The 25,604-nt window shown below is 66.6% G+C and carries 21 protein-coding genes; 11 read left to right on the top strand and 10 right to left on the bottom strand.

What is annotated here, in order from left to right:
- The first annotated feature begins 47 nt into the window (after positions 1-47).
- Entirely contained in the window at positions 48-2,411 is a 2,364-nt protein-coding gene (locus AC1DQR_RS02885) for a UvrD-helicase domain-containing protein (protein WP_477132489.1), read from the top strand.
- Between the two features lie 31 nt (positions 2,412-2,442).
- Here the strand turns inward: AC1DQR_RS02885 and AC1DQR_RS02880 are convergent, their stop codons facing one another.
- Positions 2,443-3,420, bottom strand: a complete 978-nt coding sequence (locus tag AC1DQR_RS02880) for a tripartite tricarboxylate transporter substrate binding protein (RefSeq protein WP_477132488.1) — start codon at positions 3,418-3,420, stop codon at positions 2,443-2,445.
- 66 nt (positions 3,421-3,486) lie between these two features.
- On the bottom strand, positions 3,487-4,254 hold the full coding sequence (locus tag AC1DQR_RS02875; protein ID WP_416049310.1) for a GntR family transcriptional regulator: 768 nt from the start codon (positions 4,252-4,254) through the stop codon (positions 3,487-3,489).
- Positions 4,255-4,380: 126 nt separating this feature from the next.
- Here AC1DQR_RS02875 and AC1DQR_RS02870 point away from each other — a divergent pair, with 126 nt between their 5' ends.
- Positions 4,381-5,190: an amidohydrolase family protein gene (locus AC1DQR_RS02870; protein WP_416049309.1), complete on the top strand. Its 810-nt coding sequence runs from the start codon at positions 4,381-4,383 to the stop codon at positions 5,188-5,190.
- A gap of 25 nt (positions 5,191-5,215) precedes the next feature.
- On the opposite strand, the gene AC1DQR_RS02865 is transcribed toward AC1DQR_RS02870, so the two are convergent.
- From AC1DQR_RS02865 to AC1DQR_RS02850, 4 genes are all read right to left on the bottom strand, one after another.
- On the bottom strand, positions 5,216-6,016 hold the full coding sequence (locus AC1DQR_RS02865) for a BPSS1780 family membrane protein (RefSeq protein WP_006159000.1): 801 nt from the start codon (positions 6,014-6,016) through the stop codon (positions 5,216-5,218).
- 5 nt (positions 6,017-6,021) lie between these two features.
- Positions 6,022-7,005, bottom strand: coding sequence for a homoserine kinase (locus AC1DQR_RS02860; protein ID WP_416049308.1), 984 nt, complete (start codon positions 7,003-7,005; stop codon positions 6,022-6,024).
- 198 nt (positions 7,006-7,203) lie between these two features.
- On the bottom strand, positions 7,204-7,638 hold the full coding sequence (locus AC1DQR_RS02855) for a hypothetical protein (protein WP_043348323.1): 435 nt from the start codon (positions 7,636-7,638) through the stop codon (positions 7,204-7,206).
- A 206-nt stretch (positions 7,639-7,844) separates the two neighbouring features.
- A complete protein-coding gene (locus AC1DQR_RS02850) occupies positions 7,845-8,783 on the bottom strand; it encodes an LOG family protein (RefSeq protein ID WP_253928737.1) in 939 nt (312 codons plus the stop codon).
- 4 nt (positions 8,784-8,787) lie between these two features.
- Here AC1DQR_RS02850 and polA point away from each other — a divergent pair, with 4 nt between their 5' ends.
- The 4 genes from polA (at position 8,788) to AC1DQR_RS02830 (ending at position 15,176) form a co-directional block, all read left to right on the top strand.
- Entirely contained in the window at positions 8,788-11,601 is a 2,814-nt protein-coding gene (gene polA, locus AC1DQR_RS02845; RefSeq protein ID WP_416049307.1) for a DNA polymerase I, read from the top strand.
- A 199-nt stretch (positions 11,602-11,800) separates the two neighbouring features.
- A complete protein-coding gene (locus AC1DQR_RS02840; RefSeq protein WP_416049306.1) occupies positions 11,801-13,129 on the top strand; it encodes an NAD(P)/FAD-dependent oxidoreductase in 1,329 nt (442 codons plus the stop codon).
- A gap of 147 nt (positions 13,130-13,276) precedes the next feature.
- Complete coding sequence (locus AC1DQR_RS02835; protein WP_416049305.1) at positions 13,277-14,149, top strand: dienelactone hydrolase family protein; 873 nt, start codon at positions 13,277-13,279, stop codon at positions 14,147-14,149.
- Positions 14,150-14,342: 193 nt separating this feature from the next.
- Positions 14,343-15,176: a ZIP family metal transporter gene (locus AC1DQR_RS02830; RefSeq protein ID WP_174428240.1), complete on the top strand. Its 834-nt coding sequence runs from the start codon at positions 14,343-14,345 to the stop codon at positions 15,174-15,176.
- Between the two features lie 30 nt (positions 15,177-15,206).
- Here the strand turns inward: AC1DQR_RS02830 and AC1DQR_RS02825 are convergent, their stop codons facing one another.
- The 3 genes from AC1DQR_RS02825 to AC1DQR_RS02815 form a co-directional block, all read right to left on the bottom strand.
- Positions 15,207-16,064: a sulfurtransferase gene (locus AC1DQR_RS02825; RefSeq protein ID WP_416049304.1), complete on the bottom strand. Its 858-nt coding sequence runs from the start codon at positions 16,062-16,064 to the stop codon at positions 15,207-15,209.
- 86 nt (positions 16,065-16,150) lie between these two features.
- Positions 16,151-17,071 (bottom strand): DMT family transporter, encoded by a 921-nt coding sequence (locus tag AC1DQR_RS02820; protein WP_253928743.1) that lies wholly within the window; start codon positions 17,069-17,071, stop codon positions 16,151-16,153.
- Positions 17,072-17,326: 255 nt separating this feature from the next.
- A complete protein-coding gene (locus tag AC1DQR_RS02815; protein WP_416049303.1) occupies positions 17,327-18,430 on the bottom strand; it encodes an aromatic ring-hydroxylating oxygenase subunit alpha in 1,104 nt (367 codons plus the stop codon).
- Between the two features lie 358 nt (positions 18,431-18,788).
- On the opposite strand from AC1DQR_RS02815, the gene AC1DQR_RS02810 reads away from it, so the two are divergent.
- The 4 genes from AC1DQR_RS02810 (at position 18,789) to folE2 (ending at position 23,018) form a co-directional block, all read left to right on the top strand.
- Positions 18,789-19,079, top strand: coding sequence for an exodeoxyribonuclease VII small subunit (locus AC1DQR_RS02810; RefSeq protein WP_043348298.1), 291 nt, complete (start codon positions 18,789-18,791; stop codon positions 19,077-19,079).
- On the top strand, positions 19,076-19,996 hold the full coding sequence (locus AC1DQR_RS02805) for a polyprenyl synthetase family protein (RefSeq protein ID WP_416049302.1): 921 nt from the start codon (positions 19,076-19,078) through the stop codon (positions 19,994-19,996). Before AC1DQR_RS02810 ends, AC1DQR_RS02805 begins: the two co-directional genes overlap by 4 nt.
- 59 nt (positions 19,997-20,055) lie before the next feature.
- Complete coding sequence (gene dxs / locus AC1DQR_RS02800) at positions 20,056-21,966, top strand: 1-deoxy-D-xylulose-5-phosphate synthase (RefSeq protein ID WP_416049301.1); 1,911 nt, start codon at positions 20,056-20,058, stop codon at positions 21,964-21,966.
- A 248-nt stretch (positions 21,967-22,214) separates the two neighbouring features.
- Entirely contained in the window at positions 22,215-23,018 is an 804-nt protein-coding gene (gene folE2, locus AC1DQR_RS02795) for a GTP cyclohydrolase FolE2 (protein WP_477132487.1), read from the top strand.
- 65 nt (positions 23,019-23,083) lie between these two features.
- Here the strand turns inward: folE2 and tsaD are convergent, their stop codons facing one another.
- A complete protein-coding gene (tsaD, locus tag AC1DQR_RS02790) occupies positions 23,084-24,124 on the bottom strand; it encodes a tRNA (adenosine(37)-N6)-threonylcarbamoyltransferase complex transferase subunit TsaD (protein ID WP_416049300.1) in 1,041 nt (346 codons plus the stop codon).
- A gap of 183 nt (positions 24,125-24,307) precedes the next feature.
- On the opposite strand from tsaD, the gene AC1DQR_RS02785 reads away from it, so the two are divergent.
- Positions 24,308-25,591: a BaiN/RdsA family NAD(P)/FAD-dependent oxidoreductase gene (locus tag AC1DQR_RS02785; protein ID WP_416049299.1), complete on the top strand. Its 1,284-nt coding sequence runs from the start codon at positions 24,308-24,310 to the stop codon at positions 25,589-25,591.
- The last annotated feature ends 13 nt before the right edge of the window (positions 25,592-25,604 follow it).

The following is a 25,604-nucleotide window of genomic DNA, read 5'->3' as shown; positions in this document are numbered from 1 at the left end:
CGGGGGGCGCCCCGGTATAATTCGGGGCACTCCACAAGGCCTCCCCGATGTCCGACCTGCTTGCCAATCTCAATGCTGAACAACTAGCCGCCGTCACTTTGCCTGACGAGCCGGCGCTGATCCTGGCTGGCGCGGGCAGCGGCAAGACGCGTGTGCTGACCACCCGCATCGCGTGGCTGATCCAGAACGGCCGGGTGTCGCCCGCCGGCCTGCTGGCGGTGACCTTTACCAACAAGGCCGCCAAGGAAATGATGACGCGGCTGACGTCGATGCTGCCGATCAACACGCGCGGCATGTGGATCGGCACCTTCCACGGGTTGTGCAACCGCATGTTGCGCGCGCATTACCGCGATGCCGGCCTGCCGCAGACCTTTGCCATCCTCGACAGCCAGGACCAGCTCTCCGCCCTCAAGCGCCTGCTCAAGTCGCTGAACGTGGATGACGAGAAGTACCCGGCCAAGAACCTGCAGTACTTCATCAACAACGCCAAGGAGCAAGGCCTGCGCCCGGCCGACGTGGAGGCCAACGACGACTTCAACCGCCGCTTCGTCGATCTCTACGCCGCCTACGATGTGCAGTGCCAGCGCGAAGGCGTGGTCGACTTCGCCGAGCTGCTGCTGCGCTGCTACGAGCTGCTGCGCTACAACGACGCGATCCGCCAGCACTACCAGCACCGCTTCCGCCATGTGCTGGTGGACGAGTTCCAGGACACCAACGTGCTGCAGTACCAGTGGCTCAAGATGCTGGCSGGCTTCGGCACGCAGAACCCGGCSGCGGTGTTCGCGGTSGGCGACGACGACCAGAGCATCTAYGCGTTCCGTGGCGCCAATGTCGGCAACATGCGCGATTTCGAGCACGAGTTCCGCGTGCGCCACATGATCAAGCTGGAGCAGAACTACCGCTCCCACGGCCACATCCTGGATTCGGCCAACCACCTGATTGCCCACAATTCGCGCCGCCTGGGCAAGAACCTGCGCACCGATGCCGGCCACGGCGAACCGGTGCGGGTGTACCAGGCCGGCACCGACGGCCAGGAAGCCGGCTGGATCGTGGAGGAAATCCGTGACCTGATCGCGCAGGGCATGAGCCGCTCGGAAATCGCCATCCTCTACCGCAGCAATGCACAGTCGCGGGTGATCGAGCACGCGCTCTTCTCGGCCAGCATTTCCTATCGCGTGTACGGCGGCTTGCGCTTCTTCGAACGTGCCGAAATCAAGCACGCGCTGGCTTACCTGCAGTTGCTGGAAAATCCGCGCAACGACGCTGCCTTTGGCCGCGTGGTGAATTTCCCCACGCGCGGCATCGGCGCTCGCTCGCTGGAAGCCCTGCAGGATGCGGCGCGCCAGTACAACTGCTCGCTGGCCGAAGCCGTGGCCTTCRTGCCCGGCAAGGCCGGCAGCACGCTGGGCGCCTTTGTGCGGCTGATCGAGCAGATGCGCGCCGAGACGCGCCGCATGACGCTGCCGGAAACCGTCGAGTACGTGACCAACACCAGCGGCCTGATCACGCACTATCGCGCGGAAAAAGAAGGCCAGGACCGCATCGAGAACTTGCAGGAACTGGTGACGGCGGCGCAGGCGTTCGTGACGGAGGAGGGCTTTGGGCTGGACGCGCTGGCCAGCGCGATTCCGGTCGGGCGCGATGGCGCGCAGCCGCTGCCCGCGCTGGCCGAGGGCGACCAGGCCCAGCAGGTGCTGGATCCCGAGGCGCTGCCGGCGGTGATGACCCCGCTGGTGGCCTTCCTCACCCATGCCTCGCTGGAAGCCGGCGACAACCAGGCGCAGGCGGGCCAGGACGCCGTGCAGATGATGACGGTGCATGCCGCCAAGGGGCTGGAGTTCAACGCGGTCTTCATCACCGGGCTGGAAGAAGGGCTGTTCCCGCACGAGAACAGCGCCACCGAGGCCGACGGGCTGGAGGAGGAGCGTCGCCTGATGTACGTGGCCATCACGCGTGCGCGCGAGCGGCTCTATCTCTCGTTTGCACAAAGCCGCGTGCTGCATGGGCAGATGCGCTACCACGTGCGCTCGCGCTTCTTCGAGGAGTTGCCCGAGGAATCGCTCAAGTGGCTGATGCCGCCTGCGCAGGCCTATGGCGGCGGCGGTTCACAGCGCCGCCAGCAGAACGAGGGCGGCTGGGGCCGCGACTGGTTCAAGAAGGCGGAGGACGTTCCCTATTCGGGCACCCAGCCTACCGGCGGCATGGACACCGGCAACGGCTATGCGGACGCCAAGCGCCAGGCCGGCTCCGGCTTGCGTATCGGCCAGAGCGTGTTTCACAACAAGTTTGGCGAAGGCGTGATTGCCGGGCTCGAAGGCGAGGGCGATGCCGCCCGCGCGAATATCAAGTTCAAGCGCCACGGCGCCAAATGGCTGGTGCTGTCGGTCGCCAAGCTGGACCCGATCGACTGAGCGGACGGGCGGTCAGGCAGCGTGACGGAGATTAGTCCAGCTGGATGTTGCCTTCCTTGATCACCTTGCCCCATTCGGTGGTCTGGGCCTGGACGAACTTCGCCGCCTCGGCCGGCGTGCCGGCCACGATCTCCCCGCCCAGGCTGGTCACGCGCTCGCGATTCTCCTGCAGGTTGATGACCTTGCGGATCGCATCCGACAGGCGCTTGACGATTTCCGGCGGCGTGCCCGCCGRCAAGAACACACCATTCCACTCGTAGACCTCATAGTGCGGCACGCCTGCCTCGGCCAGCGTCGGCGTGTCCGGCAGGATGGCCGTGTGCCTGGCGCCGGTCACGCCCAGCACGCGCAGCTTGCCCGCGCGCACATGCTGCAGGCCCGACGCCGTGTTGGCGAAGAACACCGGCACCTGCCCGGCAATCACATCGGCCATGGCCGGGCCGCCGCCCTTGTATGGTACGTGCAGCAGGTCCAGCTTCATGCGCTGCGCGAACAGCGCGCCCGCCAGGTGCTGGGCCGAGCCGTTGCCCGAGGACGCATAGGCAATGCTCCCCGGCTTGGCGCGTGCCATCGCGATCAGCTCCTGCGTGGTCTTGGCCGGGAACCGCGGGTTCACGACCAGCATGTTGGGATACAGCGCCAGCACCGAGACCGGGATGAAGGACTTGACCGGGTCGTAGGGCAGCCGCTTGTAGAGCGAGGGGTTAGCGGCAAACGAGGCGGCGTCGAGCAGCACCGTATAGCCGTCCGGGGCGGACTTGGCGACCAGGTCCGTGCCGATCTGGCCGCCTGCGCCGGGCCGGTTGTCCACCACGATGGTCTGGCCCAATTCCTGGCCCAGGCGCGGCGAGATCAAGCGGGCCATGGTGTCGGCACCGCCGCCGGGCGCATAAGTGACGACCAGCCGGATGGGCTTGGCCGCGGGCCAGGCCTGTGCGTGCGCAAGGCTGCTGGTGCCGGCGGCGAGCCAGCACAGGGCGGTGGCGCAAAGACGGATCGGGAATCGCATGGGTCTCCTCGGAATGTGTAGGTCTGGGGGCTGCGCCGGCCCGCGCTTGCGGCGGCGCGCGCGGGTTCAGCGAACTTCGGCGCGATAGTGGAAATCGTCGGCATTGCCCAGCGTCTGGCGGAACTCCACGCGCCGGCCCGCCAGGTCAAATGCCACGCGGCTGACCGCCAGCGCGGGATGGCCCACTGGGAGGCTCAGCTGAGCGGCCTCGCGCGCGCCAAGCCGGGTGAAGCGCAGGTCGTCGACAGCGCGGCCGACCGTGACGCCGCAACGCTCGGCATACATTGGGTAGAGCAGGGGCGCGAACTCGGCCGGCTTGAGCGTGGCCAGCGCGCCGAACAGCGGCGCCGGCAGCCAGATGGTCTCGAGCAGGCGGACCTGGCCTTCCCAGCCGCGCTGGCGCAGTACGCGCAACACCGGTGTGCCCGCAGCCAGGCCAAGCTGCACGGCGACATCCGCCGGCGCCGCCAGCGTGCGCAGCGACACGATGCGCGATTCGGGAATCTCCGAGCCGGCATCGCCAAAGCGGAAGAACCGCGCCATGGTGGCGCCGGTCAGCGCGCCGCGCACAAAGGTGCCTCGGCCATGCACGCGTTCCAGCAAGCCTTCGTCCACCAGTGCCTGAATGGCGGCGCGCATGGTGCCCAGCGCCACGCCGTAGTGCTCCGCCAGTGCGCTCTCGGCCGCAATGGCGGTGCCGGAAGCCCATTCGCCGGCCAGGATGCGGCCCTTGAGCGCGGTCGCGATGCGGGCCCAGCGTGGTGCCGCCAGGCTGGCTGGCGTGGCGTCGAGGCCGGCTCCCGTCGGGGCGGGCAGGGCGGAACGGTCTGGCATTCGTGTCTCCATGCGTGCCCCGGCGGCGGTGCCTTTCCGGGGAGAGAGTGGACTCTAGTCATCTATAGGACTAGAGCATAGAATGGAGGGGCGCAGGTGTCAACCGGCGCTACCATTCATGGCGGCATGCGCCGTTCCTTGGGCCTGAACATGTTCCAGATTGATTCCCATTTTCACGTGTTTTCCGCTAATGCCCCCGCCGTGGGCGGGGCGCGCTACCGGCCCGCCTACGGCGCCAGCCTGGCGCAGTGGCAAGCCATCTCCGGGGCCCATGGCGTGCGCGCGGGCGTGGTGGTACAGCCAAGTTTTTTCGGCTGCGACAACAGCGAGCTGGAAGCAGCGCTGGCGGCTTCGCCCGCGCTGCGCGGTGTTTGCGTGGTGGGCCCGGAGGCATCCGCTGGCGAGCTGGCGCGGCTGCACGGCCTGGGCGTGCGCGGCCTGCGCTGGAATATGGTGGGGCGGCACGACGACGCATCATGGCGCGATGCGCGCTGGCCCGCGCTGCTGGAGGCGGCCCACGCGCTGGGCTGGCACCTGGAGCTGCACACCGATCCGGGCCGGCTCAACGAGCTGCAGGCCTGGTTGCCGGCGGTGCCGATCGCATTGGTGCTGGATCATTTCGGCAAGCCCGCGCCCGGCCCGCAGGCAGACATGCCGATGCTGGCTTGCGCCGCACACTGGCGTGGGCAGAGGGAGGTCTACGTCAAGCTGAGTGCGCCGTATCGCGTGGCGGCGGACCTGGCCGGCGTGGTGGCTGGCTGGCACCACTGCCTGGGCGAGCAAGGCTTGCTATGGGGATCGGACTGGCCTTGGACCAATCACGAGGCCGAGGCCGGCTATGCCGGCCTGCAGCGCAAGGTGTGGGAGTGGCTGGGCCCGCTGTGCGAGGCGCCGGACCGCAACGCGGCCCGGCTGTTCGGCCTGCGAGCCGCGTGACCCGGGTGACCGGCGTGACCCGCCTTCAGGCGGCCAGGTCCGGCCTGCCGGCGGCTTCTTCCGGCACGACATTGAAGCAGCCGCGGTAGGTGGCGTAGAACGAGCAATACATGATCGCCAGCATCAGCAGCGAGTACGGCGTGACCAGGAAGGACAGCACCGCTTCAGCCCCTAATGCGCCGAACAACGCCTCCAGGAAAAAAGGCACCGCCACCAGCAGGACCGCGAACACCACGCCATAGGCCAGGAACGCGCCACGGTTGCGCCAGCACGCGGTCCAGCTGAAGAACAGTGCTTTGACCGGCGGCACGTTGTGCCACGCGGTGAGCAGCGGCGCAAACCAGAACAGCATGGCAATCGGCGTGTACAACGCGGCCCCGATCATCAGCGCGAAGTAAAGCTGCCGCACGGATTCCGCTGACGGCGCTTCTTCCTTGAGCAGGATCGGCACCAGCGTGCTGATGTCCACCAGGCTGCCCGCGATGAGGCTCAGCACGAAGACCAGGCCTGCGTAGATGCCACCCAGCACCAGCAGGTTGCGGCTTGCCTGCTTGCCGTTGCCGCGAAATCCCGCCAGTAATACGGTCGGCAGCACGCGCTTGTTCAGGATCACCTCGCGGCAGGCGGTCATGATGCCGACCGACAGGCCCGGGGTGACTACCAGCAGCGCGATGATGCCGATCAACGGCACGAACACGGCCAGTTGCGCCGCGATCAGGTAGACAAATAACAGCATCAGGAAGGCGAGCGGGTTCTTGCGGAACAGCCAGACACCCTGGCGGAACCAGACATAACCTTCCTTGGCGGAGACTTCCAGTAATTGCATGACGGTCAGGTCCAGGGCAGCGCGGCGGCTTCGATGCGCCGGCGCAGGATGCGTTCAAAGTGGGTCGGGTCATGCGGTTGCAGCATGTCGGCCTCGCGTGGCAGGTAGAAGTCCCACAGGCGGGAAATCCAGAAGCGCAGTGCGCCAGCGCGCAGCATGTCGCGCCAGTGCTGCGCCTCGATGGGGCCCAGCGGCCTCACGGCATGATAAGCCCGTAGCAAGGCCTGGCAGCGGGCGGCGTCGAGCGCGCCGCTGGCCAGGTCGATGCACCAGTCGTTGACGGTGACGGCCAGGTCGAACAGCCACTTGTCGTTGCCGGCGAAGTAGAAATCAAAGAACCCCCCCAGTTTCTCCTGCCCGGCGGGGCCGTCCTCGAACAGCGCGTTGTCACGGAACAGGTCGCAATGGCAAGGGCCGCCGGGCAGCGCCGCGTAGTCCGCGCCGCCGAAGAAAGCGGTCTGGTGGGCCAGTTCCTCGCGCAACAACGCTTGCTGGCCGGCATCCAGGAAGGGCAGGATCTCGCCTTCCGTTTGCTGCCACCACGGCAGGCTGCGCAGGTTGGGCTGCTGGCGCGGATAGTTCTGGCCGGCAAGGTGCATGCGGGCCAGCATGTCGCCGACTTGTGCGCAGTGCCCCACGCCTGGCGCTAGCTGCGAGCCGCCCGGCAGGCGCGTGACGATGGTCGCCGGCTTGCCCTTGAGGGCCCGCAGGATCTCGCCGTCGCGGCCCGGGATGGGCGCTGGCACCCGGATGTCGTGCGCGGCCAGGTGGGCCATCAGGTGCAGGTAATACGGCAGTTGCTCGAACGTCAGGCGCTCGAAGATGGTCAGCACGTACTCGCGCGTGACCCCATCCTGTTCCATGGTCAGGAAGAAATTACTGTTCTCGATGCCCGAGGCAATGCCGCGCAAGTCGCGCATTTCGCCCAGGTTGTAATCAAGGAGCCAACTGGCGATCTCGTCCGGCGAGACCGTGGTGAATACGGCCATACTCTTTGTGTGAATCGAAACGGATGGCGGCGGGCGCAAGCAGAGCTTGGCTTTCGCGGCATGGATGCCGGAAGCGCCGGCGCGGCCCCGCCGTGATCATCTGGCGGGGTCGTGTGAAATCGGAAAACAGAAAACAAGAAGCAGAAAGCGAAAACCAGGACCCGCGAGCCGGCGTGCTAAAACCCGGCACGCCGATGCTCAGAATTGCAGCACTTTGACCGATGGCACGCGGTTCGTGTCGTGGTCCCGGATCTTCGGCGAGCTGTCTTCCGGCTTGCTCATCTGGTATTTGGTGCCCATGCCGGACTTGACCTCGATATCGGTGGCCTGGCCTTTGTTCTTGTATTCCCGGATCTGGGTGCCATCCCGCTCATTGAGCTGGAAGCTCGGTTCGCGCGGCTGGTTCAGCTGGGTCTTGGCCGGCGAGGTGATCGGCCGGTCGTTGATCTGGTTCAGCTCTTGCTGGGTCAGCGCGCCGCCTGCCTGCTCGGCCGGCTGCGCCATCACCGCGGCCGGGGCGCCAAGCGCCACCAATGCCGCAAAAGCCAGCGCGCGCAGGGCGGCCGGACGGGGGGCTCCAAGCGGCTCCGGCGCTTGCGCGCGGGCGGTGGCCAGGAGTGAGGGGGAGGTCATTGAAGGCTCCTGCGCGGTGCAGCAGGCCGGGGGCATGCTGCGCCACAAATGGCGCTGCAGCCCGGCGGCGCCGGGCTTTGGCAGTGTGTCAGGCTTCCATTCTAGCAATTCCTGCCCGCGCCGGGCCCCCCGCGGTGACCCTGCGGGCACCTTTGCGGGGCGGGCGGCGCGTCCGGAAGCTGCCTGGCGGGCTTGTTCTACCTGGCTTACAGGTAGAACATCTCTTCCTTGGGCGGGATCGGGTTGTCGCCACCGCGCTGCTCGTAGTACTCATATACCGCTTCGAGCACTTCGTGCGGCTCGTCCACGATCTTCATCAGGTCGAGGTCATGCTCGGCGATCAGGCCCATCGGCAGCAGGGTGAAGCGGAACCAGTCAAGCAGGCCCTTCCAGAAGCGGCTGCCGAACAGCACCACCGGCACGGCGCGGGACTTGCCGGTCTGCACCAGCGTCAGTACTTCGGCCAGCTCATCCAGCGTGCCGAAACCGCCCGGCATCACGATAAAGGCGTCCGAATTCTTGACGAAGGTGACCTTGCGCGTGAAGAAGTGGCGAAAGCGCATGGCGATGTCCTGGTAGGGATTGCCTTGCTGCTCGTGCGGAAGCTCGATGTTCAGGCCTACGCTGGCCGACTTGCCCGCGTGGGCGCCCTTGTTGGCCGCCTCCATGATGCCCGGGCCGCCGCCCGAGATCACCGCGAAGCCGGCGTCGGAGAACAGGCGGGCGATCTCGATGGTGCGCTGGTAGTAAGGCGAATCCTCGCGCAGGCGCGCGCTACCGTAGATCGATACCGCCGGGCGGATCTCCGAAAGGTACTCGGTCGCCTCGATGAACTCTGCCATAATCGTGAACATTTGCCACGAAGCGCGCGCCTTCTTTGCAGTCGCGCGGTCTTCGTCGGCCAGCGCACGCAGGCTGGGAATCATCTTGCGTGGGTTGGCGCGGATGCCGGCGGCGGGAGACGTATCTCCCGGGCCATCGGCAGCGGTGCTGACCGTCACGTTCACGTCCATATCGGCCGCGGTGGTAATACTGCCTTGCGCGGCCTGCTTGAGGGCCGCCGCCGGGTTATCGGCGCCGGCTGCGTCGGAAGGGGGGGCGGCGTTCGCACCGCCTGCGGCGGCACCAGTCAATTTTGAGTCCATGGGAATGTCGGATAGTCCAAAAACACTCTTGCTCGTCGATGGGTCGAGCTATCTGTATCGTGCGTATCACGCTCTGCCGGACCTGAGGAACGGTGAGGGCCTGCCCACAGGGGCAATCTACGGCATGATCAATATGCTGCGCAAGCTGCGCAGCGATTTCCCGGCAGAGTATAGCGCCTGCGTGTTCGACGCCAAGGGTAAGACCTTCCGCGACGACCTGTATCCGGCCTACAAGGAGCATCGCCCGTCGATGCCCGAGGACCTGGCCAAGCAGATCGAGCCGATCCACGAAGCGGTGCGTGCGCTGGGCTGGCCCATCGTGGTGGTGGAAGGCGTGGAGGCGGACGACGTGATCGGCACGCTGGCGCGCCGGGCCACCGCCGAAGGCATGCGCACGGTGGTTTCCACTGGTGACAAGGACCTGGCGCAGCTGGTCGACGACCATGTCACGCTGGTCAACACCATGAGCGGGGAAATTCTCGACCCGCCCGGCGTGGCCGCCAAGTTCGGCGTGCCGCCGGCGCGCATCGTCGACTATCTCTCGCTGATTGGCGACGCCGTGGACAACGTGCCCGGCGTGCCCAAGGTGGGCCCCAAGACCGCGGTCAAATGGCTGACCGAGCACGGCACGCTCGACGATGTCATGGCCAATGCCCCCGGCATCAAGGGCGTGGTGGGCGAGAACCTGCGCAACACGCTGGCGTGGCTGCCCAAGGCGCGCGAGCTGGTGACGGTCAAGACCGATTGCGACCTGACTAGCTCGTTGGCCGACTTCCACCAGCTCGAGGGTGGCAGCGAGGACAAGGACAAGCTGATTGACTTCTTTGCGCGCTATGGCTTCAAGACCTGGCTGCGCGAGGCCACCGGCGAGAGCCTGCCCAACCCGCGCGCCCAGGCACGCGCAAGCGCGGCGGCGCCCGCGGCTGGCGGCGCCGCGGCGGGAGCCGACGCGGGTCCGGCCCAGGGTGGCCTGTTCGACAGCGCCCCGGCCCCGGCCCAGATCCGCTACGAAACCGTGGCCACCGATGCGGCGCTGGAGGCCTGGATGCGGCGCATCGAAACCGCGCCGCTGGTGTCCATCGATACCGAGACCACGTCGCTGGACCCGCTGCAGGCCCAGCTGGTCGGCATCTCGCTGTCGATCGAGCCGGGTGAAGCCTGCTATATCCCGGTGGCGCACCGCGGCCCGGATGTGGTGGGCCTGGAAGCCAATGGCCAGCTCACGCGCGAGGCCGTGCTGGCGCGCATGCGCGCCTGGCTCGAAGACCCGTCGCGCGGCAAGGTCGGCCAGAACCTGAAGTACGATTCCCATGTCTTTGCCAATCACGGCGTCAGCCTGCGCGGCATCGTGCACGACACCATGCTGCAAAGCTACGTGCTGGCGTCCCACCGCAATCATGGCATGGACAGCCTGGCCGAGCGCCTGCTCGGCCTGAAGACCATCAGCTACGAGGAAGTGTGCGGCAAGGGCGCGAGCCAGATCGGCTTTGACCAGATCGACATCGCGCGCGCCACCGAGTACGCGGCCGAGGATGCCGACGTCACGCTGCGCCTGCATCGCAACATGTATCCGCAGGTCGAGGCGTTGCCGGGGGTGCATTACGTCTACGAAAAGATCGAGATGCCGGTCTCGGTGGTGCTGCAGAAGATCGAGCGCAACGGCGTGCTGATCGACGCCGAGCGCCTGGGCGCGCAAAGCACGCAGCTCGGCCAGCGCATGCTGGCGCTGGAGCAGGCCGCGTACGAGGCTGCGGGCCAGCCTTTCAACCTGGGCTCGCCCAAGCAGATCGGCGAGATCCTGTTCGGCCAGATGAAGCTGCCGGTGGTCAAGAAGACCGCCAGCGGCGCGCCGTCCACCGACGAAGAGGTGTTACAGAAGCTGGCCGAGGATTACCCGCTGCCCAAGCTGCTGCTGGACTACCGCGGCCTGGCCAAGCTCAAGTCCACCTACACCGACAAGCTGCCGAAGATGGTCAACCCGGCCACTGGCCGCGTGCATACCAGTTACGGGCAGACCACCGCGGTGACCGGCCGGCTGGCTTCCACCGAGCCCAACCTGCAGAACATCCCGGTGCGCACCGAGGAAGGGCGGCGCATCCGCGAGGCCTTTATCGCCGGGCCGGGCAACGTGATCGTGTCGGCCGACTACTCGCAGATCGAGTTGCGCATCATGGCTCATATCTCTGGCGACGAGAACCTGATGCGCTCGTTCGCCGAGGGCGAGGATGTGCACCGTGCCACCGCCGCGGAGATCTTTGGCGTGGCGCCGGATGCCGTCAGCAGCGAGCAGCGCCGCTATGCCAAGGTCATCAACTTCGGCCTGATCTACGGCATGAGCGCTTTCGGCCTGGCCGGCAACCTTGGCATCGAGCGCGAGGCCGCCAAGCACTACATCGACCGCTATTTCATGCGCTATCCCGGCGTGGCGCGGTACATGGAAGAAACGCGCCAGACCGCGCGCGAGCAGGGCTTCGTCGAGACCGTGTTCGGCCGCCGCCTGTGGCTGCCGGACATCAATGGCGGCAACGGCCCGCGCCGCCAGGGCGCCGAGCGCGCCGCCATCAACGCGCCGATGCAGGGCACGGCCGCCGACCTGATCAAGCTGTCGATGATCGCGGTGCAGGACTGGCTGGAACGCGATGGCCTGGGCACGCGCCAGGTCATGCAGGTGCACGATGAACTCGTGCTGGAAGTGCCGCAGGCCGAGCTGGAACTGGTCAAGGTGAAGTTGCCGGAACTGATGTGCAACGTGGCCGAACTGCGTGTACCGCTGGTGGCCGAGGTTGGCGCCGGCAGCAACTGGGAGGAGGCGCACTAAGCTTGCGGGGCGGCCTTCGTGGCCGCCCCGGGATTGCACCCGTCCCGGTATTCCTGCATCCTGGTTTCGATTGAAGCGACCGCTGAATCGGTGAATGGCGTCTTGCCAGTTGTGCTGCTGTGCAGCAGACTGATGAAACGCCGAGGTCACTGGCTCGCGTCAGGCCCCGCAAAAGAATATCGACGACACTGGGTAGATCATGAGCACAGAGGGAAGGGCGCATCGCATCATCGTAGTCGGAGGAGGAGCAGGCGGGCTGGAGCTGGTCACGCGGCTGGGCGACAAGCTCGGCAAGGGCGGGGCCGCGCAGGTGGTACTGGTGGACCGCTCCCCCACGCATATCTGGAAACCGCTGCTGCATGAAGTTGCCGCCGGCAGCATGGATCCTCACACCCATCAGCTTGAATACGTGGCGCAGGCCCGCTGGCATCATTTCGAATTCCAGCAAGGCGAGCTGACCGGCATCGACCGGGATCGCAAGACGATCTCGGTGGCGGCCTGTGTCGATCTCGACGGCACGGAGCTCTTGCCCGCACGCGATCTTTCCTATGACACCCTGGTGCTGGCGATTGGCTGCGTCACGCATTTCTTCGGCGTGCCTGGCGCTGCCGAGAACGCCATCGCGCTCGACACCGTGGACCAGGCGGAGCGCTTCCGCCGCAAGCTGATCTCGGCCTGCGTGCGCGCCCAGAACGGGCGCGGGCGCATCGGCGAGGACGGCCGCCCGCGCGTGGACGTTGCCATCATCGGTGCCGGCGCCACCGGTGTCGAGCTCTCCGCCGAGTTGCGCAATACCGCGCACGTGCTCAGCGCCTACGGGCTGCATCAGCTCGATCCGCGCCGCGATGTGCGCATCCACGTGGTCGAGGCCGGCCCGCGCATCCTGCCCGCGCTGTCCGAGCGCGTGTCCACCGAAACCACCAAGCTGCTGCACAAGCTCGATATCGAAGTCCTCACCGCTGAGCGCGTGACCGAAGTCACCGGTGACGCGGTGCTGACCGCCAGCGGCAAGCGCATCGACGCCGACCTGACGGTGTGGGCCGCCGGCATTACCGCGCCGGCGGTGCTGTCCACCCTGGGCCTGCCGGTCAGCCGCATGGGCCAGATCATCGTCAAGCCCACGCTGCAAAGCGAGGCCGATCCCGATATCTTTGCCTTTGGCGATTGCGCCAGCTGCCCCTGGCCAGAGAAGCAGGGCGCGGTGCCCCCGCGCGCGCAGGCCGCGCACCAGCAGGCCACGTTCCTCTACGGCGCGTTGCGCGCGCGCCTGGACGGCAAGCCGCTGCCGTCGTTTGGGTTCAAGGACCTGGGCTCGCTGGTGTCGCTGGGGCATTTCAGCGCGGTCGGCAGCCTGATGGGCGGCCTGATCGGCGGCTCTATGTTTATCGAAGGGCTGATGGCGCGCGTGATGTACAGCTCCCTGTACCGCATGCACGTCATGGCGTTGCACGGCGCCGTGGGCATGGGACTGGATACCGTGACCCACTGGCTGCGCAGCAAGACCAGCCCGCGCGTCAAGCTGCACTGACACGGGCCGGTGCGGGGCGAATCGCCCCGCTTGCCGGCTGCGTGCGCTGAACTCCATGTTTGCTTAGAATCGGATCTCGCCACGGCGGCGGTGCCACCCCGTGCGCTGTCCATCCAGATTCGCCATCCACGCCAGACAGGAGACCGCATGCTGAAGCCAGAAGTTGAAAGCCTCGTACCCAGCCAGTCCTTTGACCGCCGCGCCTTCGTCAAGACGGCGCTAGGTTCGGCTTTTGCCGCAGCAGCCTTGCCCGTGATGGCACAGGCCATCAAGACCGATTTCGCAGGCCTTGCCGCCGGCGAGGTGACGATTCCCTCGGGCGGCTTCAACATGCCGGCGTACCGCGCCCAGCCGGAAGGCAAGACCAACCTGCCGGTGGTTCTGGTGGTGAGCGAGATCTTCGGCGTGCATGAGCACATCGCCGACATCTGCCGGCGCTTTGCCAAGCTGGGCTACCTCGCCATCGCGCCGGAGCTGTTCGCGCGCCAGGGCGACCCGAGCAGCTTCGGCACCATCCAGGAATTGCAGGCGAAGCTCATTTCCAAGGTGCCCGACGAGCAGGTGATGGGCGATCTCGATGCTGCCGTGGCTTGGGCCAAGGGCAACGGCGGCAATACCAGCCGGCTCGCCATCACCGGCTTTTGCTGGGGCGGGCGCATTACCTGGCTGTACGCCGCGCATAGCCAGCAGATCAAGGCCGGTGTGGCCTGGTATGGCCAGCTGGTAGGCGAGCCAACCCCGATCAAGCCGCGCAACCCGATCGACCTGGCCGGCCAGCTCAAGGTGCCGGTGCTGGGCCTCTACGGCGGCAAGGACACCGGCATCACGCAGGAACAGGTCGAGAAGATGAAGGCGGCGCTGGCGGCATCGAGCGACCCCTTTGCCAAGGCTTCCACCTTCGTGGTCTACCCGGAATCCGGCCATGCCTTCAACGCGGACTACCGCCCGAGTTACCGGGAAGCCGATGCCAAGGACGGCTGGCAGCGCTGCCTGGCCTGGTTCAAGCAGCACGGGGTTTGAGGCGCGGCCCGCCCTGGCGCGCGTTTGCAGCAGGGCCCGGCATCGCCACGCCCGCGGCACAAGGCCGACTTGTGCCGCGGGATTTGCAAAACCGGCTGCAATCTACGTACAATGCGGGCTTCGTTTCTTGCAACAGTGTTGCGTTTGAGGTCGATGCCGCTCTCCAAGAGCGGAATACCGATCCCAGGAGCCCATCATCGATTCCACGCTTGTCTACATCCTGCTTGCCGCCACCATCTCGGGGGTGGGCAGTATCTTTGGCGCGGCGCTGTTGTCGCTGACCGTGGCTTCGCGCGTGGTCGAGCGCATGGTGAGCTTTTCGGTAGGGGTGCTGCTGGCCACGGCGCTGCTGCATTCCCTGCCCGAGGCGTTCGAGTCCGGCGCCGATCCGCGTGCCTTGTTCGGTACCTTGCTGGCCGGCCTGCTTGGCTTCTTCCTGCTGGAAAAAGTCGCGCTGCTGCGCCACTCGCATCATCACGAGGGCGATGGGCACCACCATCACCACGGCCATGACCGAGAGGAAGCTGGTCGTAGCGGCATGACCATCCTGGTCGGCGATACCTTCCACAATTTCGCCGACGGCATCGTGATCGCCGCGGCCTTCCTGGCGGATCCGCATATTGGCCTGGTCACCGCGCTGGCCATCGCCGCGCACGAGATCCCGCAGGAGGTGGGCGATTTCATCGTGCTGCTCAACGCCGGGTTCTCGAAGGCGCGCGCCTTTGCCTTTAACCTGCTGTCCAGCCTGGCGGCCATCGCCGGCGGCGTGGTGGGGTATTACCTGCTCGACCAGATGAGCGGCTGGATTCCCTACGTGCTGGTGATTGCCTCAAGCAGCTTCGTCTATATCGCCGTCAGCGACCTGATGCCGCAGATGCAGCGCAAGCCGCGCTGGCGCGAATCGATCATCCAGGTCGTGCTGGTCGCCACCGGGATCTGCGCCATCTTCTTCATCACCAATGGCGTGCACGAAGCGCATGGCCATGGTCATGGCCATGCACATGGCGTGGCGGCTGCCGCCAGATAAGCTGGCCCGGGCGGCTTGCGCCGCTCGCCATCAGGACCCGCTTGCCACTGGCCGCGCCGGGTCGGCGCACCACTCGCTCCACGAGCCCGGATAGAGCGCGGCGCCCGGCATGCCCGCCACTTCCAGTGCCAGCAGGTTGTGGCAGGCGGTCACGCCCGAGCCGCACTGCATGATCGCTTCGCTGGCCGGCTTGCCGCCCAGCACTTGCCCGAACTCCTGGCGCAACGCGCTAGCCGGCTTGAAACTGCCGTTCCCCCCCAGGTTGTCCTTGAAGAAGCGGTTGGCGGCGCCGGGGATATGCCCACCCACGGGGTCCAGCGTTTCGTTCTCGCCACGGAAGCGGTCTGCCGCACGGGCGTCCACCACCAGCCGGGTCGGGTTTGCCAGGTTCGCCAGCACGGCGTCGGCGTCCACCGTGGCCACCAGCGCCGCCTTGCGCGTCAGGTTGCCCGGGGTTTCGGGCTCCGGCGTGTTGCCCGCCTCGAGCGGCAGGCCTGCCGCCACCCACGCATTCTTGCCGCCATCCAGCACGGCCACCGCGCTGTGGCCCAGCCAGCGCAGCAGCCACCAGGCGCGCGCCGCATACATGCCGCCCTGCGCGTCGTAGGCAATGACCTGGGTGTCATCGTTTACGCCCAGCACGCGCAGGCGCGCGCTCAGCGTGGTCGGGTCCGGCAGCGGGTGCCGGCCGTTGGTGCCGGTTTTCTCGCCGGACAATTCATTGTCCAGGTGCAGGTAGAAAGCGCCGGGCAGGTGGCCCACGTGATAGGCCTCGCGTCCGGCGGCCGGGTTGGCCAGGTCGAAACTGCAGTCGATCACGACGCTGTGGCGGCTGCCGTCGTCGCGCAGCGCGCGCAGGTCCTGGCTGGAGATCAGGGTGGTGAACATGGCGTAACCTTGGGTTGGGATAGTCGCGCCGCAACGGCACGGGCGGGCGCGGGCGGCGGGGTGAGCACGGTCCGCGACCCCCGATGCTACACCTCGGGGTGCACTTCCGCCTCGGCCGACTTGACCGGGGTATCGGCGGTTGGCTGCCGGTTGGAGCCTTCGCGCGCCCGGGTCAGCGTGGTGGCAATACCGCTGGCAATGATGAGTGCCATGCCAACCCAGGACAGCCAGTTGAGCTGGTCGCGCCAGACAATCATGCCCCACAGGCTGGAGAACACGATGCCGGCGTATTGCAGGTTGGCGGTGAGCAGCGTGTTGCCGCGCTTGTAGGCGCGCGTCATCGCGGTCTGGCCGAGCGTGGCCAGGATGCCGATAGCCAGCAGCAGCCCCGCGCCGCGCCAGGTGTGGGTGCTCGGGCCGGTGTACAGCATCCAGGCCAGGCCTACCACCATCCCGACTGCCGAGAAATAGAACACGATGCGGCCTTCGGGCTCGCCCAGCTGGCCGAGCTGGCGCACTTCGACATAGGCCAGCGCGGTGAACATGCCGGAGATCAGGCCGATCAGGCCGCCGGTGAGCTGGTTATGGCCGACGGAAGGCTGCAACAGGCAGATTACGCCGCCGAACGACATCAGGATGGCCCCGATCAGCTTGCGGTCCGCGCCGCCGGTGCCGGTCAAGGCTGCGCCGGCGCCCAGGATCAGCGCGATCCAGACCGGCGACATGTAATTCAGGGTCATCGCCGTGGCCAGCGGCAGCATGGTGATCGAGGTGAACCACAGCAGCAGGGCGGTCACGCCGAACAAGCTGCGCTTGATATGCATGGCCATGTGCGGTGTGCGCACCGAGGTGCCGGATGAAGCCAGCACCGTCCACATGATGATCACACCGATCAGGCTGCGGTAGAACACGATCTCGCCCGTGCCATAGATCTCGGATGCCAGCTTGACGCCCACCCCCATTAACGAGAAGGCGAAGGCGGCGAACAGCATCCAGAGCGATTGCATGGTGGGGCGAAAGGAAGAATGGACAGCGCGCGAAGCGGCTCCTGGCGGGGGCGCGGAACTGGATCGCGAAAGGCTCCGCATGGGGCGGATGGCCGGCAAGGCTGGCGGCGAGGCGCCGGGCGCACACCGGAAGCGGCGATTGTATCAGCGAGTGTGCACCGCACCAAAGGCAAAACGGACCGCCTGGGCGGTCCGTTTTGCTTGCGTCTGCGCTGCGCTATCGATGCCGCGGCCCGCTGGGCCTTGGCTGGCGGGTCAGTCCGTGAAGGACATGGCGCGGCGATACCATTCATGAAAGTGCTGCATACCGTCTTCCATGGGCGACTGGTACGGGCCGGTCTCGCTGACGCCGCGTTTGGCCAGCGCCCGGCGCCCGGCATCCATGCGCTCTGCGATCTCATCGTCCTCGACGCAGGTTTCCATGTAGGCGGCGCGCTCGGCCTCGACGAACTCGCGCTCGAACAGCGCGATTTCCTCGGGGTAGTAGAACTCCACGACGTTGCGCGTCTTGTTCGGCCCGAGCGGGTGCAGGGTGGAGACCACCAGCACGTTCGGATACCACTCCACCATGATGTTGGGGTAGTAGGTGAGCCAGATCGCGCCGTACTTGGGCAGCACGCCGTTGTTGAAGCGCAGCACGGCCTCATGCCACTTCTGGTACGTAGGGCTGCCCGGGCGCTTCAGGCCCGCGTGCAATCCGACCGTCTGGACGCTGTGCCAGTCGCCGAACTCCCAGCTCAGGTCGTCGCAGGAGACAAAGCTCCCGAGGCCTGGGTGGAACGGCACGACGTGGTAGTCCTCCAGATAGACCTCGATAAAGGTCTTCCAGTTGTAGTTGCACTCGTGGATCTCGACGTGGTCGAGCAGGTAGCCTTCGAAATTCAGGTCTTCGGCCACGCCCAGGCGTGCCAGGTCGGCCCGAACGTCGCGCTGCCCCTCGAACAGCAGGCCGTTCCAGTTCTGTAGCGGCGAGCGGTTCAGATGGACGCACGGACGCTCGGCGAAATGCGGCGCGCCGAGCAGTTCGCCCTTCAGGTCGTAGGTCCAGCGGTGCAAGGGGCAGACAATGCTCTTCGCATTGCCGCGGCCATTGAGCATGATGGCCTGCCGATGGCGGCAGACATTGGACATGAGCTCGATCCCGTCGGCATTCCGCACCAGGATGCGGCCCTCGTCCTCGGCGGCCAGCGCCTGAAAATCGCCCGTTTCGGGGATCATCAGTTCGTGGCCGACATAGCCCGGGCCCTTCTTGAACAGCAGTTCCAGTTCTTGTTGATGCAGTGCCTCGTCGATGTAGACGTTTACGGGCAACTGCGTATCAGCCGGCACCAGTTTCAGCGCGGTGCTGAGATTGGACATTATCCCCACTCCCTATGACAGGCGAAAGCAGTGAACAACCCAACCATCGAAAAAGAAATCGATATGGGAAAGACAGTCAGTCGCGCCCTGGCCCGCTTCCGGACCGACGGATGGAGATCGCGCTGACGAACCGCGGATTGTACCCGAGCGAAAAAGTTAAGGGACTGATTATTTAGCCTTTTTAGCGAAAAAGTCGACCCGGGTCGTCATGGAGGTGTCGTTCGGGGCGCATTCGGAAAGACGACCCAAGCGCACAAGTCACTTTCCGGCAACGCTGTCCATGCCCCCTGTTGCATGGGATGCGGGCAATGTCCCGCTTTGGCGTAAAATCCCAGCTTCCCCAGATTCAATGTCCGCAATGCCAAAGACTACGAGCTCCCCGGCCCAGGCCGATCCGGCCGCGACCGACCAGCGGTCCGCCTCCGCGCCGCCCGCCTCCTACGAGGCCGCCATGGCCGAACTGGAGGCGCTGGTCGCCAGCATGGAGGGCGGCGCCTTGCCGCTGGAAGATTCTTTGGCCGCGTACAAGCGCGGGGCCGAACTGGTCAGGTACTGCCAGCAGATGCTCGAACGCGTGGAACAACAGGTTAAAGTGCTGGAGGGCGATGTGCTCAAGCCCATGGCCGCCGACGCCGGAGACCTGGAATGAGCGAATCGCATCAAACTATCGAAGCCGGCGAATTCGCTGCCTGGATGCGCGCCACGGGCGCCAGGACCGAGGCCGCGCTCGACGCCGGGCTGCCGGCTGTGGAAACAGTGCCTTGCACGCTGCACGAAGCCATGCGGTATGCTGTGCTCGGCGGTGGCAAGCGGGTTCGCCCCTTGCTGGTGCACGCGGCCGGTGAAGTAGCGGGCGCTGCCCCCGAGGCCTGCGACGCGGCAGCCAGCGCGGTGGAGATGATCCACGCGTACTCGCTGGTGCATGACGATATGCCCTGCATGGACGATGACGATTTGCGTCGTGGCCGTCCCACCGTGCACAAGGCCTACGATGAAGCGACGGCGCTGCTGGTGGGCGACGCGCTGCAGACCCAGGCCTTCGTGGTGCTGGCCGAATCGTCCTCGCTGGCCTCGCTCGACGCTGCCGCGCGCCTGCGCCTGGTAGCGGAACTGGCCCGGGCCTCCGGCTCGGTGGGCATGGCAGGCGGGCAGGCGATCGACCTGCAGCATGTCGGCCAGGCCATGTCGCTGGAAGAACTGGAAGGGATGCACCGCATGAAGACCGGTGCGTTGCTGCGCGCCAGCGTGCGCATGGGGGCTTACTGCGGTGCCGTGGACGAAGCCGGCCTGGCCGCGCTTGACCGCTACGCCGCAGCCGTGGGCCTGGCGTTCCAGGTGGTGGACGATATCCTCGACGTGACCGCGGATACCGCCACGCTGGGCAAGACCGCCGGCAAGGACGCGGCAAACGACAAGCCGACCTACGTGTCGCTGATGGGGCTCGAGCCTGCACGCCAATTGGCGCAGCAGCTTCGGGCCACGGCGCACGAAGCGTTGGCGGTGTTCGGCGCGCGCGCCCGACGCCTGGGCGAACTGGCCGATCTCATCGTGCTGCGCTCGAATTGAATGGATACGCAGGAAAAACTGACAACCGGGCACAAGAATCCGGCCGCCGAACGGACATCATGACCTACGCACTGCTCAAAACTATTGACGACCCCGCAGCCCTTCGCAGGCTGGACCGCCGCCAGCTCAAGACGCTGGCCGACGAACTCCGCGCCTACGTGCTTGAATCGGTGTCGCAAACCGGCGGCCACCTGTCGTCCAACCTGGGCACGGTCGAGCTGACCATTGCCCTGCACTATGTGTTCAATACACCGGACGACCGCGTCGTCTGGGACGTGGGGCACCAAAGCTATCCGCACAAGATCCTGACCGGTCGCCGCGACCGCATGCATTCGCTGCGCCAGTGGGGCGGCATCTCGGGCTTCCCGCGCCGCTCGGAGAGCGAGTACGACACCTTTGGCACCGCGCATTCCTCCACCTCCATCTCGGCCGCGCTGGGCATGGCGCTGGGCGCCCGCACGCTGGGCGAGAAGCGCGTTTCCATCGCCGTGATCGGCGACGGCGCGATGACCGCCGGCATGGCTTTCGAGGCCATGAACAACGCCGGTGTCTACAAGGACCTGCCGCTGCTGGTGGTGCTCAACGACAACGACATGTCGATCTCGCCGCCGGTGGGCGCGCTCAACAGCCACCTCGCGCGGCTGATGAGCGGCAAGTTCTACGCGGCCACCAAGAAGGGCATCGAGCGCGTGCTGTCGGTTGCCCCGCCGGTGCTTGAGTTCGCCAAGCGCTTCGAGGAACATGCCAAGGGCATGATGGTGCCGGCGACGCTGTTCGAGGAATTCGGCTTCAACTACATCGGCCCGATCGACGGCCATGATCTCGAATCGCTGGTGCCGACGCTGCAGAACATCCGCCAGCGCGCCCTCGAAGGCGGCGGCCCGCAGTTCCTGCACGTGGTCACCAAGAAGGGCCAGGGCTACAAGCTGGCCGAGGCCGACCCGATCCTGTACCACGGCCCCGGCAAGTTCAACCCGGCCGAAGGCATCCGCCCGTCGACCAAGCCCGCCCGCAAGACCTACACGCAGGTGTTCGGCGAATGGCTGTGCGACATGGCCGCCGCCGATCCCAAGCTGGTGGCGGTGACGCCGGCCATGCGCGAAGGCTCCGGCATGGTCGAGTTCGAGAAGCGCTTCCCCAGCCGCTACTACGACGTGGGCATCGCGGAGCAGCATGCCGTGACGTTCGCCGGCGGGCTGGCGTGTGAAGGGCTCAAGCCCGTGCTGGCGATCTACTCGACGTTCCTGCAGCGCGGCTATGACCAGCTGATCCACGACGTGGCGCTGCAGAATCTGCCGGTGGTGTTCGCACTCGACCGCGCCGGCCTGGTCGGCGCCGACGGCGCTACCCACGCGGGTGCCTACGACATCGCGTTCCTGCGTTGCATCCCCAACATGATGGTGATGACGCCGGCCGACGAGAACGAGTGCCGCCAGTTGCTGACCACCGCGTACCARCAGGATTGCCCGACCGCCGTGCGTTATCCGCGCGGCGCGGGCACTGGTGTGGCGACCGAGGCCGCGCTCACCGCGCTGCCGGTGGGCAAGGGCGAGATGCGCCGCACGGGCGGCGCGCGCGCCGGTCAGCGCGTGGCCTTCCTGGCGTTCGGCTCGATGCTGCATCCGGCGCTGGGTGCGGCCGAGGCGCTCGACGCCTCCGTGGCCAACATGCGCTTCGTCAAGCCGCTCGACGAGGCGCTGGTGAAGAAGCTCGCGAGCGAGCATGACTACCTTGTCACCGTCGAGGAAGGCTGCGTGATGGGCGGCGCTGGCAGCGCCGTGCTCGAAGCGCTGGCCGCCGCCGGCATCGCCATGCCGGTGCTGCAGCTCGGCCTGCCTGACCGCTTCGTCGATCATGGCGACCCGGCCTTCCTGCTGTCGCAGTGCGGGCTGGACGCCAAGGGCATCGAGCAATCGGTGCGCGAGCGCTTCAACCTGGCGCAGCCTGCCGTCGCCACCCGCGTGGCCTGAGCCAACGGCGCGCCCGCGGCTTGCGGGCGCGCCGGTATTCCTGATGGTTTCCTGATGCCATCACCCGTGCTCCCCGTACGGGTATCGCCCCCCTCGTGGGCAGTCAAAGACAAATTCCCTTAGAATCCAAGGTTCTGTGTTCGCAGCTGCGGGAGGCCATCGGCTTTGCCATCCCCGCGGTTTCACACTCGTTGCGCGGCAAGGTTGACTGCGAAAAATGCCGCGACCGTAGAGGAAACCTGATCGATATGAATGACATCAATCCCGCCTTTGTGATGCCCGACGTGCAGTCGAGCCTCGACACCCGCCAGATCCCCATCCAGCGGGTTGGCGTGAAGGGCGTGCGTTACCCGCTGTCGCTGAAGACGCCGGCCGGCGTACTGGCCACCGTCGGCACCTTCAATCTCGACGTGCATCTGCCTGCCGACCAGAAGGGCACGCACATGTCGCGTTTCGTCGCGTTGCTGGAAGAAGAGCGCGAGCCGCTGGAACTGGCGAGCTTCCGCACGCTGCTCGACAAGATGCTGGTCAAGCTGGAAGCCGAGGCTGGCCGCATCGAAGTGATCTTCCCGTATTTCATCAACAAGACCGCGCCGGTATCCGGCGTGCAATCGTTGATGGACTATGAAGTCACGCTGATCGGCGAAGTGCGCAACGGCGCCACCAAGGTCTTCCTGAAAGCCCTGGTTCCGGTCACCAGCCTGTGCCCGTGCTCGAAGAAGATCTCACAGTACGGCGCGCACAACCAGCGCTCGCACATCACCATGAACGTCGAACTGGCGGCCGACCTGCCGGTCGAGGCGCTGGTGCGCATGGCCGAGGAAGAAGCCTCGTGCGAGTTGTGGGGCCTGCTCAAGCGCCCGGACGAGAAATTCGTCACCGAGCGCGCCTACGAGAACCCCAAGTTCGTCGAGGACCTGGTGCGCGATATCGCCATGCGCCTGAATGCGGACGATCGGATCGTGGCCTATGTGCTGGAGGCCGAGAACTTCGAGTCCATCCACAATCACAGCGCCTACGCCGTGATCGAGCGCGACAAGCGCGCGCAGTAAGCCCGCCGTGCCGCAGTAAAAAAGCCACCGTGAGGTGGCTTTTTTACTGCATCGAGGCGTTCGCTTCAGGCGGCGGGGCGCTCCGGCAGCCGGATGTCCGACAGCTCCCAGCGCGGCGTCACGCCGTAGCCGTAGTCGCGCTTGGCCAGCTCCGGCGCGGCTTGCAGGCGCATGGCGCCGGCGAAGGCGATCATGGCGCCGTTGTCCGTGCAGAAGGCCAGGTCCGGATAGTAGACCTCGATCTTCTTCTGCGCGCCAAGCTGGTTCAGCCGCTCGCGCAGCTGCCGGTTGGCGCCCACGCCGCCGGCCACCACCAGGCGCCGGTGCCCGGTCTGCTTGAGGGCGGCCATCGACTTGGCGGTCAGCACGTCGACGATGGCATCGACAAAGGAGCGTGCCAGGTTGGCCCGGTCCTGCTCGCACACATTGCCCAGCTTGCGGGTTTGCGTGAGCACGGCGGTTTTCAGGCCGGCGAAGGAGAAATCGAGGGTGCCCGAATGCAGCATTGGACGCGGCAGGGCGTACGTGCCGGGCACGCCGAACTCGGCCAGCCGCGAGACTTCGGGGCCGCCCGGGTAGCTCAGGCCGAGCAGCTTGGCGGTCTTGTCGAACGCTTCGCCGGCGGCATCGTCCAGGGTCTCGCCCAGCAAGGCGTAATCGCCGATGCCGCGCACTTCCATCAGCTGTGTGTGCCCGCCCGAAACCAGCAAGGCAACGAACGGGAATGGCGGCGGATTGGGTGTCAGCAGCGGCGACAGCAGGTGGCCTTCGAGATGGTGCACGCCCAGCATCGGCACGTTCAGTGCGAAGCCCAGGGCATTGGCCACCGATGCACCCACCAGCAGCGCGCCGGCCAGGCCAGGGCCTTGGGTGAAGGCAATCGCATCGATGTCGGCGCGGGTGCGGCCGGCTTCGTCGAGCACCTGCTGCAACAGCGGCAGCACGCGGCGGATATGGTCGCGCGAGGCGAGTTCAGGCACGACGCCGCCGTAGTCGCGGTGCATGGCGATCTGCGAATGCAGGGCGTGGGCGAGCAGGCCGGATTGCGTGTCGTAGAGCGCGAGGCCGGTTTCGTCGCAGGAGGATTCGATGCCGAGGACAAGCATGGGAGAGGCAAGGCCGGCATCAGCGAGGCCGGCAAATCAAGGGGTTGGAGCGGGCTGACGACCATCGGGCCGGCAGCCGGGCATGAGGCCAGCAGGGTAGCACAGCGGCGCTGGCCATGCTTTTCGCTACAATCGCCGCTTCTTCCGCAGGCACTAATCAGGCATTCATTGGGCAAGACAGACATGGGCAGCAAGCAGACCACAGAGACCGGCCAGGCCGGCGCGCGCGCAGGGCGCTTCGACGTGGCGGTGCTTGGCGCCGGGGCCGCCGGCATGATGTGCGCCGCTGTGGCGGGGCAGGGTGGCGCCAGCGTGGTGCTGATCGACCACGCTACCAAGGTGGCGGAGAAAATCCGCATCTCCGGTGGCGGGCGCTGTAATTTCACCAACCTGCAGGCGGGGCCGGCCAATTTCTTGTCGGCTAATCCGCACTTCTGTCGTTCCGCGCTCGCCCGCTACACGCCGCAGGATTTCCTCGCGCTGATGCGCAAGCATGAGATCGATTGGCATGAGAAGCACCGCGGCCAACTCTTCTGCAACGACAGCGCCGAGCAGGTGATCGAGATGCTGCGTGCCGAATGCGGCGCGGGCAACGTGCACTGGCGCACCGGCTGCGGCGTGGACGAGGTCAGGCGCGAGGGCGACGATTTCCTGCTGATGACGGCAAGCGGGCCAGTGCGTGCCGGCGCGCTGGTGGTGGCCACGGGCGGCCTGTCCATCCCGAAGATCGGCGCCACCGATATCGGCTACCGCATTGCCCGCCAGTTCGGGCTGGGCGTTGTCGAGACACGCCCGGCGCTGGTGCCGCTGACGTTCGACGGGCAGGGCTGGGCGCCATTCGTGCCGCTAGCGGGCGTGTCGATGGAGGTAGACATTGCGACGGGAAGCGGCAAGACGGCCGGCGCCTTCCGCGAGGACTTGCTGTGGACCCATCGCGGCCTGTCCGGCCCGGCCGTGCTGCAGATTTCCAGCTTCTGGCGCCCTGGCACGCCGATCACCATCGACCTGTTCGACGGCAACGACGCCAGTGAATGGCTGCTCGAGCAAAAGGGTGGCAGCCGCAAGCACCTGGCCAACCTGCTCGCCGAGCGCCTGCCCGCCCGTCTGGCCGACGCCTGGTGCGCGGCGGCCGGCCTGAACGGCGCGCAGTCGCTGCACGATATGCCGGACAAGGCACTGCGCCGGCTCGGCGCGGCGCTCAACAGCTGGCAACTGGTGCCGGCAGGCACGGAGGGCTACCGCAAGGCGGAGGTCACACTCGGCGGCGTGGACACGCGCGCGCTGTCGTCGGCCACCATGATGGCGCGCACCGTGCCCAACCTGTATTTCATCGGCGAGGTGGTCGACGTCACCGGGTGGCTGGGCGGGTACAACTTCCAGTGGGCGTGGGCATCCGGCGTGGCCGCCGGGCAGGCCGTGGCGGAGAATGCAAGGGCCATGGCGGCGGGGACGGCCCGAGTGTCGTAAGCAGCATGCCGGC

Source organism: Cupriavidus sp. 05L411 (genome assembly GCF_056398045.1).
Note: the sequence above shows the minus strand (reverse complement) of the source record. Positions and strands in the feature narration are given on the sequence as shown.

Bases quoted from the DNA above. Each gene is read 5' to 3' on its own strand.
- tsaD (WP_416049300.1), bottom strand. From the start codon at position 24,124: ATGCTTGTCCTCGGCATCGAATCCTCCTGCGACGAAACCGGCCTCGCG.
- AC1DQR_RS02805 (WP_416049302.1), top strand. From the start codon at position 19,076: ATGAGCGAATCGCATCAAACTATCGAAGCCGGCGAATTCGCTGCCTGG.
- AC1DQR_RS02785 (WP_416049299.1), top strand. From the start codon at position 24,308: ATGGGCAGCAAGCAGACCACAGAGACCGGCCAGGCCGGCGCGCGCGCA.
- AC1DQR_RS02875 (WP_416049310.1), bottom strand. From the start codon at position 4,254: ATGCCAGACCGTTCCGCCCTGCCCGCCCCGACGGGAGCCGGCCTCGAC.
- AC1DQR_RS02850 (WP_253928737.1), bottom strand. From the start codon at position 8,783: ATGGACTCAAAATTGACTGGTGCCGCCGCAGGCGGTGCGAACGCCGCC.
- AC1DQR_RS02840 (WP_416049306.1), top strand. From the start codon at position 11,801: ATGAGCACAGAGGGAAGGGCGCATCGCATCATCGTAGTCGGAGGAGGA.
- AC1DQR_RS02855 (WP_043348323.1), bottom strand. From the start codon at position 7,638: ATGACCTCCCCCTCACTCCTGGCCACCGCCCGCGCGCAAGCGCCGGAG.
- AC1DQR_RS02865 (WP_006159000.1), bottom strand. From the start codon at position 6,016: ATGCAATTACTGGAAGTCTCCGCCAAGGAAGGTTATGTCTGGTTCCGC.
- AC1DQR_RS02815 (WP_416049303.1), bottom strand. From the start codon at position 18,430: ATGTCCAATCTCAGCACCGCGCTGAAACTGGTGCCGGCTGATACGCAG.
- AC1DQR_RS02870 (WP_416049309.1), top strand. From the start codon at position 4,381: ATGCGCCGTTCCTTGGGCCTGAACATGTTCCAGATTGATTCCCATTTT.
- AC1DQR_RS02810 (WP_043348298.1), top strand. From the start codon at position 18,789: ATGCCAAAGACTACGAGCTCCCCGGCCCAGGCCGATCCGGCCGCGACC.
- polA (WP_416049307.1), top strand. From the start codon at position 8,788: ATGTCGGATAGTCCAAAAACACTCTTGCTCGTCGATGGGTCGAGCTAT.
- AC1DQR_RS02820 (WP_253928743.1), bottom strand. From the start codon at position 17,071: ATGCAATCGCTCTGGATGCTGTTCGCCGCCTTCGCCTTCTCGTTAATG.
- folE2 (WP_477132487.1), top strand. From the start codon at position 22,215: ATGAATGACATCAATCCCGCCTTTGTGATGCCCGACGTGCAGTCGAGC.
- AC1DQR_RS02835 (WP_416049305.1), top strand. From the start codon at position 13,277: ATGCTGAAGCCAGAAGTTGAAAGCCTCGTACCCAGCCAGTCCTTTGAC.
- AC1DQR_RS02860 (WP_416049308.1), bottom strand. From the start codon at position 7,005: ATGGCCGTATTCACCACGGTCTCGCCGGACGAGATCGCCAGTTGGCTC.
- AC1DQR_RS02825 (WP_416049304.1), bottom strand. From the start codon at position 16,064: ATGTTCACCACCCTGATCTCCAGCCAGGACCTGCGCGCGCTGCGCGAC.